This window comes from Companilactobacillus bobalius (assembly GCF_002179915.1).
Classification (GTDB): domain Bacteria; phylum Bacillota; class Bacilli; order Lactobacillales; family Lactobacillaceae; genus Companilactobacillus; species Companilactobacillus bobalius.
On the sequence record NZ_MYFM01000007.1, the window covers coordinates 1 to 14,254 of the forward strand.

Consider the following 14,254-nt stretch of genomic DNA (forward strand, 5'->3'; position numbering starts at 1 on the left):
GAAGTGTAGCGATACATGGAGCTGAGCAGTACTAATAGATCGAGGACTTAACCGAGTAAGAGTTTACAGCAGTTTGAAGTGTTTTAATTTAATTCATAATCTTAATATCTAGTTTTGAAGGTACGAGCAACAATAGTGTGGTGGCGATAGCGAGAAGGATACACCTGTTCCCATTCCGAACACAGAAGTTAAGCTTCTCCACGTCGAAAGTAGTTGGTGGGAAACTACCCGCGAGGATAGATAGTTGCTACGCTGTTTCATGATGGAGGATTAGCTCAGCTGGGAGAGCATCTGCCTTACAAGCAGGAGGTCACAGGTTCGATCCCTGTATCCTCCATTCATCATGAGCCGTTAGCTCAGTTGGTAGAGCATCTGACTTTTAATCAGAGGGTCGACAGTTCGAACCTGTCACGGCTCATTTGCAACATATATACACACCATGCGGGTGTGGCGGAATTGGCAGACGCGCTAGATTTAGGTTCTAGTGTCCAGTGGACATGAAGGTTCAAGTCCTTTCACCCGTATTCAATATTGTTGTTGCAATATTGGGAAACATTTAGTATTATATGAAAGTAACGTTTTATGCCGACTTAGCTCAGCTGGCAGAGCATCTGTCTTGTAAACAGGGGGTCGGAGGTTCGAATCCTCTAGTCGGCATAATGCGGAAGTAGTTCAGTGGTAGAACATCACCTTGCCATGGTGGGGGTCGCGGGTTCGAATCCCGTCTTCCGCTTTCATTATAGTAACGCCGGGGTGGCGGAACTGGCAGACGCACAGGACTTAAAATCCTGCGGTAAGTGATTACCGTACCGGTTCGATTCCGGTCCTCGGCACTATAATGAATATGCACCTATAGCGCAATTGGATAGAGTGTCTGACTACGAATCAGAAGGTTGTAGGTTCGACTCCTACTAGGTGCATTTGTTTTTCTCGGGAAGTGGCTCAGCTTGGTAGAGCACCTGGTTTGGGACCAGGGGGTCGCAGGTTCGAATCCTGTCTTCCCGATTACAACGAAAGTTGTTTTCTGTACGGCATTAAGTTTTATGGCGGTGTAGCTCAGCTGGCTAGAGCGTCCGGTTCATACCCGGGAGGTCGGGGGTTCGATCCCCTTCGCCGCTATTTTTCCGGACCTTTAGCTCAGTTGGTTAGAGCAGGCGGCTCATAACCGCTCGGTCGTAGGTTCGAGTCCTACAGGGTCCATCTTTAAGGACCCCTTTAATGCTGTTATTGTTATCGCGGGATGGAGCAGTCTGGTAGCTCGTCGGGCTCATAACCCGAAGGTCGTAGGTTCAAATCCTGCTCCCGCAATTAGTTTCAAAATATTTGGTTCGTTGGTCTAGTTGGTTAGGACGCCTGCCTGTCACGCAGGAGATCGCGAGTTCGATTCTCGCACGGACCGTTAATAGATTGTTTAATCTATTAGTTCTTAAAGTGTCGTAGGTAATATGCGGGTGTAGTTTAGTGGTAAAACCACAGCCTTCCAAGCTGTTGTCGCGAGTTCGATTCTCGTCACCCGCTTTGCCACTGTTTTGGGCCTATAGCTCAGCTGGTTTAGAGCGCACGCCTGATAAGCGTGAGGTCGATGGTTCAAGTCCATTTAGGCCCACTATATCTGGAGAAGTACTCAAGTGGCTGAAGAGGCGCCCCTGCTAAGGGTGTAGGTCGCTAACGCGGCGCGAGGGTTCAAATCCCTCCTTCTCCGTTTTTTATATGACCCGTTGGTCAAGTGGTTAAGACACCGCCCTTTCACGGCGGTAACATGAGTTCAAATCTCGTACGGGTCATTGATGCATAAGCATCATTAAGTTAATAGTTTTACGTTTTAAGCAATGGAGGATTACCCAAGTCCGGCTTAAGGGAACGGTCTTGAAAACCGTCAGGTCGCGAAAGCGGCGCGTGGGTTCGAATCCCACATCCTCCTTAGTGGGTAGCATATGATTTATTTTTATTATCGCGGGATGGAGCAGTCTGGTAGCTCGTCGGGCTCATAACCCGAAGGTCGTAGGTTCAAATCCTGCTCCCGCAATTCGCTTCAGAAATTCTTGGTTCGTTGGTCTAGTTGGTTAGGACGCCTGCCTGTCACGCAGGAGATCGCGAGTTCGATTCTCGCACGGACCGTTTAATGGCTCGGTAGCTCAGTTGGTAGAGCAATGCATTGAAGCTGCATGTGTCGGCGGTTCGATTCCGTCCCGCGCCATTTTGGAGGGGTAGCGAAGTCTGGCTAAACGCGGCGGACTGTAAATCCGCTCCTTCGGGTTCGGTGGTTCGAATCCACTCCCCTCCATATTTAGGGATATAGTTTAAAGGTAGAACTACGGTCTCCAAAACCGTCGGTGTGGGTTCAATTCCTACTATCCCTGTTTCTACCTTTTGATCATGGCGGTATTGGTGAAGTGGTTAACACATCGGTTTGTGGTACCGACACACGTGAGTTCGATTCTCACATACCGCCTATTTTTATTGGGTTATAGCCAAGCGGTAAGGCAATGGACTTTGACTCCATCATGCGCTGGTTCGAATCCAGCTAACCCAATTGCTTTGTAAATTGAATATGGCGGTATAGCCAAGTGGTAAGGCAGAGGTCTGCAAAACCTTCATCACCGGTTCAAATCCGGTTACCGCCTTTGGTTATGCTTAAGTAATCAGGCATGTTATAAACATGCCGGTGTGGCGGAATTGGCAGACGCGCAGGATTCAAAATCCTGTTCCCAGTAGGGAGTATCGGTTCGACCCCGATCACCGGTATTAATTGTGAAGACCAGCTCTTTACTAACTCGATAGCAAGTAGCTCTGAACGTTGTTAAGTCAATGTTCAGAGCTTTTTTTATTTGTCTAACTCATTACCAGCTTGTGAAGAAAAATGGGTCACCTTTGGTCACTTTTGGAGAAAAAGGTCACCTTTTGGTCACTCTTTTTAGAGCTTAGATAGAGCCTTCATCGCCTTACTATCTTCACGCTCACGATAGTCATTTAATAGATGAATATAGACCTTAGAAGTGATCGCAACGTTTGAATGACCAAGGCGTTGTGATATATACTCAAGTGACAGACCATGTGCTATTAGATATGATGCATGGGTATGTCTGAGACCATGAAATCCGATTAGTTCCATATTGTCCAATGTTTTTCTATTTTCGGTATCGTTCATACCTTTGGATTTATTTTTTTCAAAATAAATTTTTTTGAGATATTTTCTTAGAACATTATTAGCTGAGGTATCTGAGGGAACAGTGTGCCTCTTGTTAATAAATACAAAGTTTTTATTGTTTTTAAAGCCTTGTTTAAAGAAAGTCTCACGTTGCTGCATTCTTAATAGTCGTAATTCTCGGATCAATTCGTCTGAGATAGTGATCTGTCGAACTGAGCTTTCTGTCTTTGTGGGGAGAAAGCCAGTTCTTTTTTTATAATCATAAGTTTTTTGAATATTGACTGTGTGATTTTCAAAATCAACATTATCCCAGGTCAATCCAACTATTTCAGCATACCGACAGCCGGTTCCTAATGCGAATAGAATCTCACATGCAGAAATATTTGATAGGGTAGCATTCTCTTTGGCCATGATTCTTAAACTGGATGCTACGTCAGATTCGAGATATTTTAGATCTGCAGATTTGCCTTTCTTTTTAGTTGTAATAACAACATTTCTTGTAAAATTACGGTCGATGATTCTTTCGTCAACAGCTTCTTGAATACAAGAACCAATATAACCATTAATTCGATAGATGCTATCTTTGACATGGTCTTTTGAGTAGTCATCTATGAATCCTTGATATTCCATTTTAGTAATATCTTTTAGCAAATCATCATAGAAATAATCTTGAATGAATCTTAGAGCAACCTCATACTTTGAATCAGTAGAAAGAGAGTATCTACCTAATTTATAAGTATTGATCCATGATTCAAAATACTGTGCAAAGGTGATATTTTCTGCAATATCCAGTCTTGCAACGGCACGTCTATTTTCAATCTCTCTGGCGGCATCTTCAGCATCAGACTTAGATTTGAAACCTTGCTTATTAATAGAGTGGTTCTTTCCATCTTCACCCATGTAATAAACACGGTATGCCCAACCTTTTTGCTTCTTGTAAATTAAAGTATGTTTATTTTTAGACATATTTTTCACCTCCTTTCGGTGGATTTGGGCGAAAATAAATAAGCCTACGGTGAGACTTATTTAAATTATTCAATTGTAAAAATCCTACTTCTAACCCTGCACATTTGTGTAGGGCTTTTTTATTTGGATTTATCTTTTAGCAAAATTGACTTGAGTCATACCGGCTACTTCAACTTTATCGCCATTATGTAATTTCACATTTACCTTTGGTACTTGTGACATATCAGTATCTCCACCAAGAACTTCGTTTGTTGTATCTCCAAATGTACTCTTTGGAATCACAATAAAATTACCACTTTGACCATCAACTGGTGTAACGGTATATTTGCCTTTTTTAATATCTTTACCAACTATCCAAGAACCAGTTGCCAAAGCAGTATTATTTTTCTTATTTCGTTTCTTAACTGGGGTGAATGTTGCTGAAGTTAATCCTTCGATTTTTACTTTGTCACCCTTAGCAAGTGTTGCAGTGACAGATGGCACCTGTGACATATCGGTTTCACTGCCAAGAATCTCGTTTATTGTGTCGCCGTGAAGACTCTTTTTAGGCATGGAAGAAATGTTACCACTTGAACCGTCTGAAGAAGTGATAGTGTATCTACCAGGCTTTAATTCAGAACCTACTTTATAAGATCCCGGAATCAATGTTGCTTGTTTTGCTTTTGCATAAACAACTGTTTCTTGTGTAGGATTAAAAGTTAATCCAGATGTCCCTAAAAAAGTAGTTGATAGAGTGACAGCAGCAATGCTTGATAAAAGTATTTTTGAACCCTTATTCATGATTTCCCCCTATAGAACAATATATTCAGCTTTTTAAGTCGTCAGTATTTGGACAAAAATAGTAATTAAAGATTTAATAATTCATTCTTCTTTTTATCAAATTCATCTTGAGTAATAACATTTTCATCAAGTAATTTTTTAAATTTAGTTATTTCATCTGCAGATGAGAGTTGTATAGCGTCACTTGATGAATTGCTATGCTTATAAGAATCAATTTCATTCATAATAAAATTATAAATTTTTTGACTATCAGTAACCATTTCTTTTTTGAAGGCTCTAAATACAACAATGTTAGGATCCTTAATGGCCTCAGTAGAGGAATGAAGAACACCCGATTTTTTTTGAGTAGCCAACTCAGCATTTGTAATAAATTGAATATAACCATTCATCCATATTGTTGCTTTTTTAAATTCCACAGATTTAATATCCGTATAATAAATAGTTCGATCACCTTTGAATCCTTGAGTTATATGACCTAGAAATCCTTTACGAGATATAACTACTTTTTCATTATCGGCTGTAATTTGACCATTTGTTCCCTTAACGGTTATAACCATGATTTCCCCTTAATATAAATTATATTTTTTATCATAGAATTCCACTAAATCAACTAATGCCAGTGCTTTTTGGACGGCCTCTTTGCCATAATATTCTTTACCTTCAAACCAGATTATTTTATTAATGAAGGCTTCACCCGCTCTTTGCAATAGGACATCCCTTAGATCAATCTCATTTTTTACATGCAAACTAAACACTCCTTAAAGATCAGTAGTAAAACGTATTGCTTTTCCTAAGATTCTAGCTGGATTATTACGAGTGACAATATAAGGAGAGTATGATGCATTATCTGGCATCAGCATGACAATATCCCCTTGATGTTTAATTCTTTTTAGAGTTGCCTCAGTATCACCATTGACGAGAACAGCGGCTATTTCATCATCTTCTACTTCAGGCTGCTCTCTAATCAGAACATTTGAACCGTCAGGAATCGTTGGTTCCATTGAATGACCCTTTGCTTTTAAATAAAAGAGATTACCGCTTGGTAAGGAATCAATAGGTTCATATAAATAACCTTCAATGTTTTCCTCTGCAGTGATAGGATCGCCACATGCTATTTCACCAATAATAGGAATTCTTTTGGATGGTCTTTGACTAGGAATCATCTCAAACTTTGCTGAGGTTAAGTCAGAAATGTTAATGTCATAGTGTTCAGCTAGTAATTCTAGTGAGCCAGACCTTGGCATTTTACGACCATGAATCCAGTCTGACACTGTTGAGTAGGCAACATTAATGGAATCAGATAATTTGGTAATATTTTCACCTTTAATATCCATATAACGTTTTAAGTTTTCTGAGAATATTTCTTTTATATCTTTAACCATTATTATTGACCTCATTTCATTATCTATAATATATCACAAAAAGCGTTAAAATTCTTTCTTTCAGACAAAAAGACACGCTTTAAAACAAAAAAAGATTGTATTTTCGCTAAAAGCGTGATAATCTATTGCTTGTAAAGGAGGTATGGACATGTCTGATAATAGAATTCCTATTAGAGCAAAACATACTTTAAGAGATCTCAGAGTAAGAGCCGGTCTGAATCAGACAACGGCTTCTGAGCGACTTAAAATTTCAAAGCCAACGCTCCAAAAGTGGGAAAAGGATTCATCTGATTTAAGAATTTCAGAAATAAACAGGGTAACCAATATATACAATATTCCACAAGATTATATTTTTTTTGGAAGCAATCACGCTTTTAGCAAAAAAATAAAGAAATAAGGTGATGTCTTTGAATGAATTAGTGTTTTTAAAAAACGAGCAACCAGTGACAAGTAGTTTACAAGTTGCCGAGAATTTTGATAAAGACCACAAGCATATTTTGGAATCCATTGAAAATCTCACGGTCGAAAATTCGGCAGTGAAAAATATGTTTCGAGAAGGAACCTATAAAAATAGTCGAGGTCGTCTATACAGAATGTTTTATATGACTAAAGACGGATTTACGTTATTGGCCATGGGATTCACTGGGAAAAAAGCTACACGTTTCAAAATTCAATACATCAATGCCTTCAACAAAATGGAAGAACAGATAAAGACTGGTGGTTTTCATGTTCCATCAACTATGTCGGAAGCATTAAGACTTGCTGCTAATCAACAAGATCAAATTGAACAGATGAAACCAAAAGTTTTATTTGCCAATGCGGTTGAAACTAGTGATACAAGTATTCTCGTTGGCGAACTTGCCAAATTAATTAGTCAGAATGGCGTAAATATTGGTGCTGGAAGATTATTTGAATGGCTACGGTCAAATGGTTACTTGATCGCTGGAAATCGCTCAGATAGAAATATGCCTACTCAGAGGTCAATGAACTTGAAGATATTTGAAATAAAAGAACGTACCTACAGCAACCCGGATGGTTCTGTAAGAGTGACTAAAACTCCTAAAGTTACTGGAAAAGGTCAAACATATTTTGTTAATAAATTTTTAAAGGAGATATAGCCTTGGAAAATCATGAGTACGTTTACTTTTATAAGGATGGTAATGACAGAATACCTATTCTTACTGGTGGAACAAGTAGGTTTAGTATGATTTTTTTCATTGATGAGGCAGAAAAAAAATCCTTGTCGAAGCTGTTACCTTCGAACAAGAATCTTTATGTAATGGTTGATGGAAAGGTTTTTAGAGTTTGTAAAGCAGAAAAACATTAAAAGGAATAACTAGGGAAGATGGTGTATATGATGGATTTCATGATTTTATTAATTATTTCAATAGCTATTACTGGTGTCATTTGTCTGATTGCGTACTTTGCGCATCTTTCACTGCCTTTAATAGCATTTGTTGTTGCAGTTCTAGCATTGATTGCCACTGTTCATTCCAACCGCTAATATCATAAGTTTTAGAATAGCTTTTGTATTTTTTTCTGTTGGTAATTGCATACTGATCTTTAAATAATGTCCACTTTGAAATTTTAAATGAAATCGTTAATTCAGTTATATTACCTAACTCATCGGGTAAAACGTCAAAATCACCAATGATATCAATTTTAGTAAAAGAATTTCCTTTAAGTATTCCAAACTTTCTTTCAGGAATATCCATTTGTTGATAGCGGCCGTATATCTGTTGGTAATTATTTCCTTGTTTATTCAGATGTTGATAGACATGTTTTCCTTCAACGTACGATGGAATAGTCTTTTGTGTAACCATTTCGATATTGAGATTAGTTTTAGGATCAAATATTCGCAAATCAAAGAAAGATATATCTGTTGAAGATGGATTAACGATGGATATTGAACTTGTAATCACATGTGTCATAGATTCCTTGCTGTGAGTTTCACTGTTAAAGACAAATGTGGTATCGGGAAAGTTACAAACAAAGTTATCATCCCAAGTTACAGAAATACTTTTTCTGGTTTTGAAAAAGGTATAAAGGAAACTCAGTGTTGCAATAACCAATGACCCAATAGCAATCCAATTAGTTTTTATAAAGTTCATTATTTTCACCTCGATTGTTTTGGGATTAAGAAAAGTATATCAAAGAAACACGTGTCCAAAATACGCAAAGGTCTAAATTCATGGATATGAAAGGAGGTGATTATTATGCAAATGGCGACAACAATCCCAGACAAGCAGCTTGAAGAGATGATAAGAAATGAGGTCAAAAGACAGCTTGAAGCCGAAAGTTCAGAACTGATTTATACGGATTTTAAGAATACGGCAAGAATGAGTGGCTTATATCCTAAGAGACTTAGAGCAGTATTGAATGACTCCAAGTTTAAGAAGGAATTGAGAAGTGAAAATGGAGGACCGGTTTACTATCCACGACAGGGTGGTAAATACAAATTTGATTATCGGACGTTTTCAATTTTTTGCAGAGAAAACATGGATAGAATCATGAACTTAAAAATAGCAGGAGAGTGAAAGAAATATGAATGATTTAAATAAATTACAAAAGTTTATTCCTCAAGCAAAAGAGGACTATCAATACTCAGAACTAGCTAAAAAAATTGTGATGGCTGTATCACTGGGAAAGAGGTCGGTGACTATGGCGTTCAATCAACCTTTGTCAGATGGGGCAATGGATGCATTAGAAAGTGCAAACGTTGAAGTTAACGCATCAACAACGGACTCATATACATATGAATTTGAATTTTAGGAGGAATAAAAATGACATTATCAGTTCCAAGCATACTGTGGGTACCAATTTTATCTTTTGTACTGGGATTCTTTTGGAGACCATTTTACGAAAAATCGGTTTTAAAGGATTGGAATAATCTTTTTGAAAGTTGGTTATTTTGTGATGATGATTTTAAGGAAAAGAAAAAAGCCCTCCTCAATAAGAGAAAGGCTTCAAAGATGTAGTTGTCTTGCAGGACATAAGCATCTTGTGGACGTTTGTATAATAAACAACCAAACACATGTTTATTATACAACGTCTTACTTAACAAGAAAATATAAGAGTTAGGCGTGATTTGTATGACTGATGAAATTATTAACTTTAGTGGCATATGGATCCCAAAAGAAATTTGGATGGATAGGAATCTTGGAATTATGGAAAGATTCTTTTATGCAGAGATTATAGGTTTGGCCGGTAGAAGAGGTTGCTACGCAAGTAACTCACACTTTACTAAGATACTACGAATTAGTTCAGCAAGAATCTCACAGCTTGTTAGGAGCCTCACAGACAAGAAATACATAACGGTTAAGCTCTTTTACAAGAAGGGTAAGAAACAAGTCAGTAGACGTGAAATATATCCAATAAAGACATATCCGATTCAACAACATAAAACTGATTTCACTGTTGAAGAATTAGAAAATATTGATGATTACAAGCGAGATTTCAAAGGCGTCTGGATTCCAAGAGAGTTGTTATTTGAACAAGGAATCAATAAGTCTCAGATGGCATTAATAACTGAAATTAGTAGTTTATCGTTTGGTGACTTGGGATGTTTCGCAAGTAACTCACACTTTGCTAACTTCTTAGGATGTAGTTCAGCAAGAGCTTCTCAGTTGGTTAGTAATCTTGAAGAAAAATCGTATATCGAAACTAAAAGATTTTACAATCCCGATAAGCCAAAGCAAGTACTTAAAAGAGAAATATACCTACTTAGAAAATTTAATGGGGTACTTAATAAATTTAACGAACCTACTAAGAAAATTAAATCCCCCTACTTAGAAAACTATAAAGAGAGAGAACCATTATTAGATAACCATTTAGATAAAGATACTGTCGGGAAACCCGACGGTGCTATTCCATATCAATCAATAATCGATTACTTAAATGCTCAAACCAGTAAATCATTTAAATCAACAACTATTAAATCTAGAGAAATGATTCTTGAAAGATGGAATGAAGGATTTAGACTAGATGATTTTAAGAAGGTTATTGATAAAAAAGTAATCAGTTGGCTAAATGATCCAAGCAGAAACATATATCTAAGACCACAAACTTTATTCGGTCCTAATTTTGAAGGATATTTGAATGAAAAATCTAACATCCCTGTTGGAAAAAGAACAGGGAGACAACCAATTGTTGAAATTGGTACAGATTGGAGTGCACCAGAGAATCAGGCACATGTACCAAGCAAAGATGAATATATAAAAAGTCATGAAGAAATTATGGAAGAGCTTGCTGAAATGAGGGCAAAATATGACGTTAAGTAAATTAATCGTGGGGAAACCATTGGAGGAAAAGAAAATGATAGGCAGGATAGTTCTTGCAGCTGTTGGATTAATAATAGTTTCGAGATTCTTTATAGATTGGGGAAAAACTGATGATAAATAGAACTGTTTTAGTAGGACGTTTAACACGTGATCCAGAACTTCGATACACACAAAATGGTGCAGCAGTCGCAGGGTTTACACTTGCGGTTAATAGACAGTTTACTAACTCTCAAGGTGAGCGTGAAGCCGACTTTGTTAATTGTGTTATTTGGCGTAAAGCAGCAGAGAACTTTGCTAACTTCACCCATAAAGGCTCGCTTGTTGGAATTGACGGCCGTATTCAAACACGAAATTACGACAATCAGCAAGGACAAAAAGTCTATGTAACTGAAGTTGTCGTTGATAATTTCTCCTTACTTGAATCTCGTTCAGAATCTGAAAAGAGGAGTTCTGGCAATGGTTCAAATAATTCAGACTCAAATCAAGCACCTAATTATAATCAACAAAATCAATCAAATCAGACTTCATACGGAAACAATAATAGTCAAAGCAACAACAACAATAATAATAATAATAATCAATCTAATAATTTGAACAATAATATGGGTGATCCGTTTGCTGATAACTCGAAACCAATAGATATTTCGGATGATGATTTGCCATTCTAGGGGGAATTAAGTTGATTGAAAATTTTAAAGACGAGAAACGCAACGTTTTAACTGTTGTTACAAGAAAACATGCTATTTTTTTGGCAAGACCATTATCAGAAAACAGCGATATGAAATTTGATAAAGAAACTTGGAACAATTTAAAAGAGTTTTTATCTGAGCAAGCAAATCAATGTTGGAAAAATTTCCAACCAAAAGAAGCGACAAACCGAGGTAGTGATTATAGCGAATACTACGACAGAGAGCTTGATAGTAATGGGTATCTATCTATTGGTGATTGTACTCTTTCAATTGATAGGCCAGTTAATGAAGAATTACGTTGCTACAAATTCGATAAGACCAGGATGCAGTCATTCATGTTCGACTTACTAAATAGAATAGGAGATTAATAAAATGACGAAAGTAAAAAAGCTAATAAATTTCGATTTATCAAAAATGTCCAATGGTGGTGTTCAGGAAAAATTTGAACAGGAACTTAAAAAGGTTAGTGAAAATATTCTTGACGAAAATACCGATGCAAAAAAGAAACGTTCGGTCACAATTACTTTGACATATTTACCAAATGATAATAGGGATGCCATTTCTGTGTACTCTGAAGTTAAATCTAAGCTAGTTCCACAGAATGGAGTATCAACTACATTACTTGTTGGTAGAAACGATGATACAGGAGCAATTGAAGCTAATGAATTGAAATCAGGTATCAAAGGACAAACATATATCGATGATAATGGTGATCTTCGTACAGATACCGGTGAAAAGATAGAGAATGTCGAAAATAAAGATAAACAAACTAAAGATTTAAAAGAATCATCAGAACAAGCACAAGTGATTGATTTACAAAAACAAGGTAAAAAGGCATAGGTGATAAGTATGGAAAATTTAACAAGTGAAACAATTGAGAAAATTCAAGAACTAGTAAATGCTGCCAATAGCGGAGATAGATTGGTTCAGATTCAAGGACGTAATTACACATTTAACGATTATGGAGAGCCAAAACCAGTTATTCCTCAGAATCAAAGTAAGGATTCAGTTCAAATTTCAACGTTGTCTGGAATTATTGAATTAATTAAGAATATGAATGAGCGAAAGGACAAACAATTGTTTGTTCAAGTAATATCACCAACTAGAGTTCAAGTGTTTGGTGCCATCGATGAATATGGAAGACGTGAGAAACTAATTGATTCAAAAGCAATGATTCCAGATTTTGGATTTAATCAATATTATGAGGCGGAAACACTAAATATTGCACTGCAATCACGCTTTGCTGAAACAGAAGATCGTGAACTCATTTTAAAGGTAATCGGTAATTTGAAAGAACAACAGGTTCATCAAAGTTCTGACGATGGTGTTAGTCAATCAGTTCAGATTAAAACGGGTATTGCTACTGTCGGAGCCGTTAAGGTTCCTAATCCAGTAACTATGAGACCATATAGAACATTTATTGAAGTTGAACAACCTGAGAGTAAGTTTGTATTCAGAATGCGTGAGGGAATGGAAGCAGCGTTATTTGAAGCTGACGGTGGAGCTTGGAAGAATGAAGCCATGAATAATATCAAGACATACTTAGATGATAATCTCAATGATGAGATTGAATCAGGACATGTAACAGTAATTGCTTAATTCTGTAGGGATGGTGAATTTATTATGAGAAGTAAGGAACTACCAATTGATATTGTTAACTCTTTGTCTAACAGAATTCCAATGGAAGCGTTGATGGACATAAATAAAAGAATGACAGATTGGATGGCTTCTGGTGGTAATGACACTGATGAATATATGTGGCAGCAAGCTAGATATGCTCAAAGGTGGTCCAATCGTTTGAAGAGTATTAGTTAATGGAATATCAGATAGGGGATGAATAAAAATGATTAATCCAATGTTAGGTCTTATATATCAATGCGAGATGGAATATGGCGATATATCTAACATCCCTTTATTCGATGAACGAATGATTAAAATACGAAAATATTTTAACGACGGCAAAGATCCGTTTGAATTTAAATATTATGATTTCGATTTTAGATCAGCTCAACTTATGCTGAATCAAGGAATTGATAAAGAACGAATTGCTAATGAACTGGGTGTTACTGTTACGAGCTTGAATTGCTTGATTCGTATGGGTAACTTGAATAATTCTAAGTGGTTAGAAAATCACAATGAACAGCTTAGTAGAACCGGCACATACAATTTGATTCGGGAACACAAAAAGATTGCTACAGGGACGATAAGAGAACTATCTGAGTTTATGAAAGTTCCAATTGAGAAAATTAGATATTGGAAAAGTGCTAGATACAAAGCTAGACCACATAAAGTAACGTATAAAATTTCAAAAGTTAGTTGAGGATAGACGACATATGACAAAAATAAATGACGCTGTGCTTTGTGGTGGAATGATTCATGGAGAAACCTCAATGAGTGTTAAAGATTTAGTAAAAGCTTTTCCAATTCCACTAACAAAAAAGTTTAATTATGAGGTAAAAGATATGAGCAATGTACGAGTTTTAAAGGGTTGGACAAAAATGGAACGTGAAGAATTAGAAGATGCCGTGTCAGACCATGACTTATTCCATATCTTTGGAGATATTTTTGAATCGAATAGTGGATTCACAGCTTTGAATAATAAGTTGAATTATATCGGAATATATGAAGAAGCTGGCTTTTCAAAAGATATTGCCGATTTTTATACCGGTAAGGCTAAGTTTCCGGACAAGAAATATTATGTTCACTTCATTAAGGATCAGAATGAAGATTATCAAACACAATTTACTAAAGAAGAAGTGTTGGATATCAATCCTAAATATGAACCTTTTATGGAAGTAGTTCCTGAAAATGAACTGGTGGAGGAATAAGCAGATGAATAGCAAACAGTATGAAGCAGTAGTCGAATATCTTAAAAATCTAAGTCCATTTGACGATGATGAACTCAAAGAAGAAGATGCGTATGCAGGCGCTGAGAATATCGATGAAATATTGAAGGAATATGCTGATGAGTAAAAATAAATTCGGTAATAGGATTTAAAATTGCAAAAG

The 14,254-nt window shown here is 36.7% G+C and carries 22 protein-coding genes, 26 tRNA genes and 1 rRNA gene; 43 read left to right on the top strand and 6 right to left on the bottom strand.

The genetic code is table 11. The annotated features are described in order from the left end of the window. Positions 1-136: 136 nt before the first annotated feature. The 27 genes from rrf (at position 137) to LKACC16343_RS10715 (ending at position 2,745) form a co-directional block, all read left to right on the top strand. Positions 137-253: ribosomal RNA gene (gene rrf / locus LKACC16343_RS10585) — 5S ribosomal RNA — on the top strand. Positions 254-264: 11 nt separating this feature from the next. Further along, positions 265-337: transfer RNA gene (locus LKACC16343_RS10590), tRNA-Val, on the top strand. 8 nt (positions 338-345) lie between these two features. Further along, positions 346-418, top strand: a tRNA-Lys gene (locus LKACC16343_RS10595). Between the two features lie 23 nt (positions 419-441). After that, positions 442-524: transfer RNA gene (locus LKACC16343_RS10600), tRNA-Leu, on the top strand. A 60-nt stretch (positions 525-584) separates the two neighbouring features. After that, positions 585-657, top strand: a tRNA-Thr gene (locus LKACC16343_RS10605). Positions 658-661: 4 nt separating this feature from the next. Further along, positions 662-733: transfer RNA gene (locus tag LKACC16343_RS10610), tRNA-Gly, on the top strand. 14 nt (positions 734-747) lie between these two features. Next, positions 748-833: transfer RNA gene (locus tag LKACC16343_RS10615), tRNA-Leu, on the top strand. A 13-nt stretch (positions 834-846) separates the two neighbouring features. Next, a tRNA-Arg gene (locus LKACC16343_RS10620) sits at positions 847-920 on the top strand. An 11-nt stretch (positions 921-931) separates the two neighbouring features. Next, positions 932-1,005, top strand: a tRNA-Pro gene (locus LKACC16343_RS10625). 40 nt (positions 1,006-1,045) lie between these two features. Then, a tRNA-Met gene (locus tag LKACC16343_RS10630) sits at positions 1,046-1,119 on the top strand. Between the two features lie 7 nt (positions 1,120-1,126). Continuing rightward, positions 1,127-1,200, top strand: a tRNA-Ile gene (locus tag LKACC16343_RS10635). Between the two features lie 34 nt (positions 1,201-1,234). Beyond that, positions 1,235-1,308: transfer RNA gene (locus LKACC16343_RS10640), tRNA-Met, on the top strand. 17 nt (positions 1,309-1,325) lie between these two features. Next, positions 1,326-1,399, top strand: a tRNA-Asp gene (locus tag LKACC16343_RS10645). Positions 1,400-1,447: 48 nt separating this feature from the next. Next, positions 1,448-1,518: transfer RNA gene (locus LKACC16343_RS10650), tRNA-Gly, on the top strand. Between the two features lie 13 nt (positions 1,519-1,531). Continuing rightward, positions 1,532-1,606, top strand: a tRNA-Ile gene (locus LKACC16343_RS10655). An 8-nt stretch (positions 1,607-1,614) separates the two neighbouring features. After that, a tRNA-Ser gene (locus tag LKACC16343_RS10660) sits at positions 1,615-1,702 on the top strand. A gap of 10 nt (positions 1,703-1,712) precedes the next feature. Continuing rightward, positions 1,713-1,784, top strand: a tRNA-Glu gene (locus LKACC16343_RS10665). Positions 1,785-1,831: 47 nt separating this feature from the next. After that, a tRNA-Ser gene (locus LKACC16343_RS10670) sits at positions 1,832-1,921 on the top strand. A gap of 31 nt (positions 1,922-1,952) precedes the next feature. After that, positions 1,953-2,026: transfer RNA gene (locus LKACC16343_RS10675), tRNA-Met, on the top strand. 18 nt (positions 2,027-2,044) lie between these two features. Further along, positions 2,045-2,118: transfer RNA gene (locus tag LKACC16343_RS10680), tRNA-Asp, on the top strand. Positions 2,119-2,124: 6 nt separating this feature from the next. Continuing rightward, positions 2,125-2,197 (top strand) — tRNA-Phe (locus tag LKACC16343_RS10685). A gap of 4 nt (positions 2,198-2,201) precedes the next feature. Next, positions 2,202-2,284, top strand: a tRNA-Tyr gene (locus LKACC16343_RS10690). 5 nt (positions 2,285-2,289) lie between these two features. After that, positions 2,290-2,360 (top strand) — tRNA-Trp (locus LKACC16343_RS10695). A gap of 19 nt (positions 2,361-2,379) precedes the next feature. After that, positions 2,380-2,452 (top strand) — tRNA-His (locus LKACC16343_RS10700). Positions 2,453-2,461: 9 nt separating this feature from the next. After that, a tRNA-Gln gene (locus tag LKACC16343_RS10705) sits at positions 2,462-2,533 on the top strand. Between the two features lie 20 nt (positions 2,534-2,553). Next, positions 2,554-2,624, top strand: a tRNA-Cys gene (locus LKACC16343_RS10710). Between the two features lie 37 nt (positions 2,625-2,661). Beyond that, a tRNA-Leu gene (locus LKACC16343_RS10715) sits at positions 2,662-2,745 on the top strand. A gap of 169 nt (positions 2,746-2,914) precedes the next feature. Here the strand turns inward: LKACC16343_RS10715 and LKACC16343_RS10720 are convergent. The 5 genes from LKACC16343_RS10720 to LKACC16343_RS10740 form a co-directional block, all read right to left on the bottom strand. Next, positions 2,915-4,114 (bottom strand): tyrosine-type recombinase/integrase, encoded by a 1,200-nt coding sequence (locus tag LKACC16343_RS10720; RefSeq protein WP_056951539.1) that lies wholly within the window; start codon positions 4,112-4,114, stop codon positions 2,915-2,917. Between the two features lie 129 nt (positions 4,115-4,243). Then, positions 4,244-4,894, bottom strand: coding sequence for a hypothetical protein (locus LKACC16343_RS10725; RefSeq protein WP_056951542.1), 651 nt, complete (start codon positions 4,892-4,894; stop codon positions 4,244-4,246). A gap of 65 nt (positions 4,895-4,959) precedes the next feature. Beyond that, entirely contained in the window at positions 4,960-5,451 is a 492-nt protein-coding gene (locus LKACC16343_RS10730; protein ID WP_056951544.1) for a DUF4429 domain-containing protein, read from the bottom strand. 9 nt (positions 5,452-5,460) lie between these two features. After that, complete coding sequence (locus tag LKACC16343_RS10735; RefSeq protein WP_056951545.1) at positions 5,461-5,640, bottom strand: hypothetical protein; 180 nt, start codon at positions 5,638-5,640, stop codon at positions 5,461-5,463. Between the two features lie 12 nt (positions 5,641-5,652). Continuing rightward, positions 5,653-6,276 (bottom strand): LexA family protein, encoded by a 624-nt coding sequence (locus LKACC16343_RS10740; RefSeq protein ID WP_199250832.1) that lies wholly within the window; start codon positions 6,274-6,276, stop codon positions 5,653-5,655. A 148-nt stretch (positions 6,277-6,424) separates the two neighbouring features. Between LKACC16343_RS10740 and LKACC16343_RS10745 the strand changes: the two genes are divergently transcribed. Genes LKACC16343_RS10745 through LKACC16343_RS10755 form a run of 3 tightly spaced genes read left to right on the top strand, consistent with a single transcriptional unit; the run spans position 6,425 to position 7,603 of the window. Then, positions 6,425-6,673, top strand: a complete 249-nt coding sequence (locus tag LKACC16343_RS10745; protein ID WP_158106613.1) for a helix-turn-helix domain-containing protein — start codon at positions 6,425-6,427, stop codon at positions 6,671-6,673. Positions 6,674-6,683: 10 nt separating this feature from the next. Continuing rightward, positions 6,684-7,394 carry a phage regulatory protein/antirepressor Ant gene (locus tag LKACC16343_RS10750; RefSeq protein ID WP_056951549.1) on the top strand — a complete coding sequence of 237 codons (711 nt, stop codon included), beginning with the start codon at positions 6,684-6,686 and terminating at the stop codon, positions 7,392-7,394. A 2-nt stretch (positions 7,395-7,396) separates the two neighbouring features. Next, positions 7,397-7,603 carry a hypothetical protein gene (locus LKACC16343_RS10755; protein WP_056951550.1) on the top strand — a complete coding sequence of 69 codons (207 nt, stop codon included), beginning with the start codon at positions 7,397-7,399 and terminating at the stop codon, positions 7,601-7,603. A gap of 76 nt (positions 7,604-7,679) precedes the next feature. Here the strand turns inward: LKACC16343_RS10755 and LKACC16343_RS10760 are convergent, their stop codons facing one another. Then, a complete protein-coding gene (locus LKACC16343_RS10760) occupies positions 7,680-8,387 on the bottom strand; it encodes a hypothetical protein (RefSeq protein ID WP_056951552.1) in 708 nt (235 codons plus the stop codon). Between the two features lie 105 nt (positions 8,388-8,492). On the opposite strand from LKACC16343_RS10760, the gene LKACC16343_RS10765 reads away from it, so the two are divergent. The 13 genes from LKACC16343_RS10765 to LKACC16343_RS14355 all read left to right on the top strand — a co-directional run bounded on the left by LKACC16343_RS10765 (position 8,493) and on the right by LKACC16343_RS14355 (position 14,218). Then, complete coding sequence (locus LKACC16343_RS10765) at positions 8,493-8,813, top strand: DUF771 domain-containing protein (protein ID WP_056951554.1); 321 nt, start codon at positions 8,493-8,495, stop codon at positions 8,811-8,813. Between the two features lie 7 nt (positions 8,814-8,820). Then, a complete protein-coding gene (locus tag LKACC16343_RS10770) occupies positions 8,821-9,048 on the top strand; it encodes a hypothetical protein (RefSeq protein ID WP_056951556.1) in 228 nt (75 codons plus the stop codon). An 11-nt stretch (positions 9,049-9,059) separates the two neighbouring features. Continuing rightward, entirely contained in the window at positions 9,060-9,254 is a 195-nt protein-coding gene (locus LKACC16343_RS10775; protein WP_056951558.1) for a hypothetical protein, read from the top strand. A 114-nt stretch (positions 9,255-9,368) separates the two neighbouring features. After that, positions 9,369-10,556 carry a conserved phage C-terminal domain-containing protein gene (locus LKACC16343_RS14580; protein ID WP_056951560.1) on the top strand — a complete coding sequence of 396 codons (1,188 nt, stop codon included), beginning with the start codon at positions 9,369-9,371 and terminating at the stop codon, positions 10,554-10,556. Further along, positions 10,543-10,677: a hypothetical protein gene (locus LKACC16343_RS14585; RefSeq protein WP_256970561.1), complete on the top strand. Its 135-nt coding sequence runs from the start codon at positions 10,543-10,545 to the stop codon at positions 10,675-10,677. The genes LKACC16343_RS14580 and LKACC16343_RS14585 overlap by 14 nt, the downstream gene beginning before the upstream one ends. After that, positions 10,667-11,224, top strand: a complete 558-nt coding sequence (gene ssb, locus LKACC16343_RS10785) for a single-stranded DNA-binding protein (RefSeq protein ID WP_056951561.1) — start codon at positions 10,667-10,669, stop codon at positions 11,222-11,224. Before LKACC16343_RS14585 ends, ssb begins: the two co-directional genes overlap by 11 nt. A gap of 11 nt (positions 11,225-11,235) precedes the next feature. Further along, complete coding sequence (locus tag LKACC16343_RS10790) at positions 11,236-11,613, top strand: hypothetical protein (RefSeq protein WP_056951563.1); 378 nt, start codon at positions 11,236-11,238, stop codon at positions 11,611-11,613. A 4-nt stretch (positions 11,614-11,617) separates the two neighbouring features. Then, complete coding sequence (locus LKACC16343_RS10795) at positions 11,618-12,085, top strand: hypothetical protein (RefSeq protein ID WP_056951565.1); 468 nt, start codon at positions 11,618-11,620, stop codon at positions 12,083-12,085. A gap of 9 nt (positions 12,086-12,094) precedes the next feature. Beyond that, a complete protein-coding gene (locus LKACC16343_RS10800; RefSeq protein ID WP_056951567.1) occupies positions 12,095-12,844 on the top strand; it encodes a hypothetical protein in 750 nt (249 codons plus the stop codon). A 24-nt stretch (positions 12,845-12,868) separates the two neighbouring features. Further along, the gene (locus tag LKACC16343_RS10805) at positions 12,869-13,060 is read left to right on the top strand and encodes a DUF6877 family protein (protein WP_056951569.1); all 192 of its coding nucleotides are present in this window, start codon (positions 12,869-12,871) and stop codon (positions 13,058-13,060) included. 28 nt (positions 13,061-13,088) lie between these two features. Next, positions 13,089-13,565 (top strand): hypothetical protein, encoded by a 477-nt coding sequence (locus LKACC16343_RS10810; protein ID WP_056951571.1) that lies wholly within the window; start codon positions 13,089-13,091, stop codon positions 13,563-13,565. A gap of 13 nt (positions 13,566-13,578) precedes the next feature. Then, positions 13,579-14,073 (top strand): hypothetical protein, encoded by a 495-nt coding sequence (locus tag LKACC16343_RS10815; protein ID WP_087721292.1) that lies wholly within the window; start codon positions 13,579-13,581, stop codon positions 14,071-14,073. Between the two features lie 4 nt (positions 14,074-14,077). Continuing rightward, positions 14,078-14,218 carry a hypothetical protein gene (locus LKACC16343_RS14355; protein ID WP_156638745.1) on the top strand — a complete coding sequence of 47 codons (141 nt, stop codon included), beginning with the start codon at positions 14,078-14,080 and terminating at the stop codon, positions 14,216-14,218. Positions 14,219-14,254 lie beyond the last annotated feature (36 nt).

Excerpts from the sequence above, each read along its gene's own strand:
- LKACC16343_RS14585 (WP_256970561.1), top strand. The coding sequence starts at position 10,543 with ATGACGTTAAGTAAATTAATCGTGGGGAAACCATTGGAGGAAAAGAAA.
- LKACC16343_RS10720 (WP_056951539.1), bottom strand. The coding sequence starts at position 4,114 with ATGTCTAAAAATAAACATACTTTAATTTACAAGAAGCAAAAAGGTTGG.
- LKACC16343_RS10775 (WP_056951558.1), top strand. The coding sequence starts at position 9,060 with ATGACATTATCAGTTCCAAGCATACTGTGGGTACCAATTTTATCTTTT.
- LKACC16343_RS10805 (WP_056951569.1), top strand. The coding sequence starts at position 12,869 with ATGAGAAGTAAGGAACTACCAATTGATATTGTTAACTCTTTGTCTAAC.
- LKACC16343_RS14355 (WP_156638745.1), top strand. The coding sequence starts at position 14,078 with ATGAATAGCAAACAGTATGAAGCAGTAGTCGAATATCTTAAAAATCTA.
- LKACC16343_RS10725 (WP_056951542.1), bottom strand. The coding sequence starts at position 4,894 with ATGAATAAGGGTTCAAAAATACTTTTATCAAGCATTGCTGCTGTCACT.
- LKACC16343_RS10760 (WP_056951552.1), bottom strand. The coding sequence starts at position 8,387 with ATGAACTTTATAAAAACTAATTGGATTGCTATTGGGTCATTGGTTATT.
- LKACC16343_RS10810 (WP_056951571.1), top strand. The coding sequence starts at position 13,089 with ATGATTAATCCAATGTTAGGTCTTATATATCAATGCGAGATGGAATAT.
- LKACC16343_RS10770 (WP_056951556.1), top strand. The coding sequence starts at position 8,821 with ATGAATGATTTAAATAAATTACAAAAGTTTATTCCTCAAGCAAAAGAG.
- LKACC16343_RS10800 (WP_056951567.1), top strand. The coding sequence starts at position 12,095 with ATGGAAAATTTAACAAGTGAAACAATTGAGAAAATTCAAGAACTAGTA.
- LKACC16343_RS14580 (WP_056951560.1), top strand. The coding sequence starts at position 9,369 with ATGACTGATGAAATTATTAACTTTAGTGGCATATGGATCCCAAAAGAA.
- LKACC16343_RS10795 (WP_056951565.1), top strand. The coding sequence starts at position 11,618 with ATGACGAAAGTAAAAAAGCTAATAAATTTCGATTTATCAAAAATGTCC.
- LKACC16343_RS10815 (WP_087721292.1), top strand. The coding sequence starts at position 13,579 with ATGACAAAAATAAATGACGCTGTGCTTTGTGGTGGAATGATTCATGGA.
- LKACC16343_RS10730 (WP_056951544.1), bottom strand. The coding sequence starts at position 5,451 with ATGGTTATAACCGTTAAGGGAACAAATGGTCAAATTACAGCCGATAAT.
- ssb (WP_056951561.1), top strand. The coding sequence starts at position 10,667 with ATGATAAATAGAACTGTTTTAGTAGGACGTTTAACACGTGATCCAGAA.
- LKACC16343_RS10740 (WP_199250832.1), bottom strand. The coding sequence starts at position 6,276 with ATGGTTAAAGATATAAAAGAAATATTCTCAGAAAACTTAAAACGTTAT.
- LKACC16343_RS10745 (WP_158106613.1), top strand. The coding sequence starts at position 6,425 with ATGTCTGATAATAGAATTCCTATTAGAGCAAAACATACTTTAAGAGAT.
- LKACC16343_RS10765 (WP_056951554.1), top strand. The coding sequence starts at position 8,493 with ATGCAAATGGCGACAACAATCCCAGACAAGCAGCTTGAAGAGATGATA.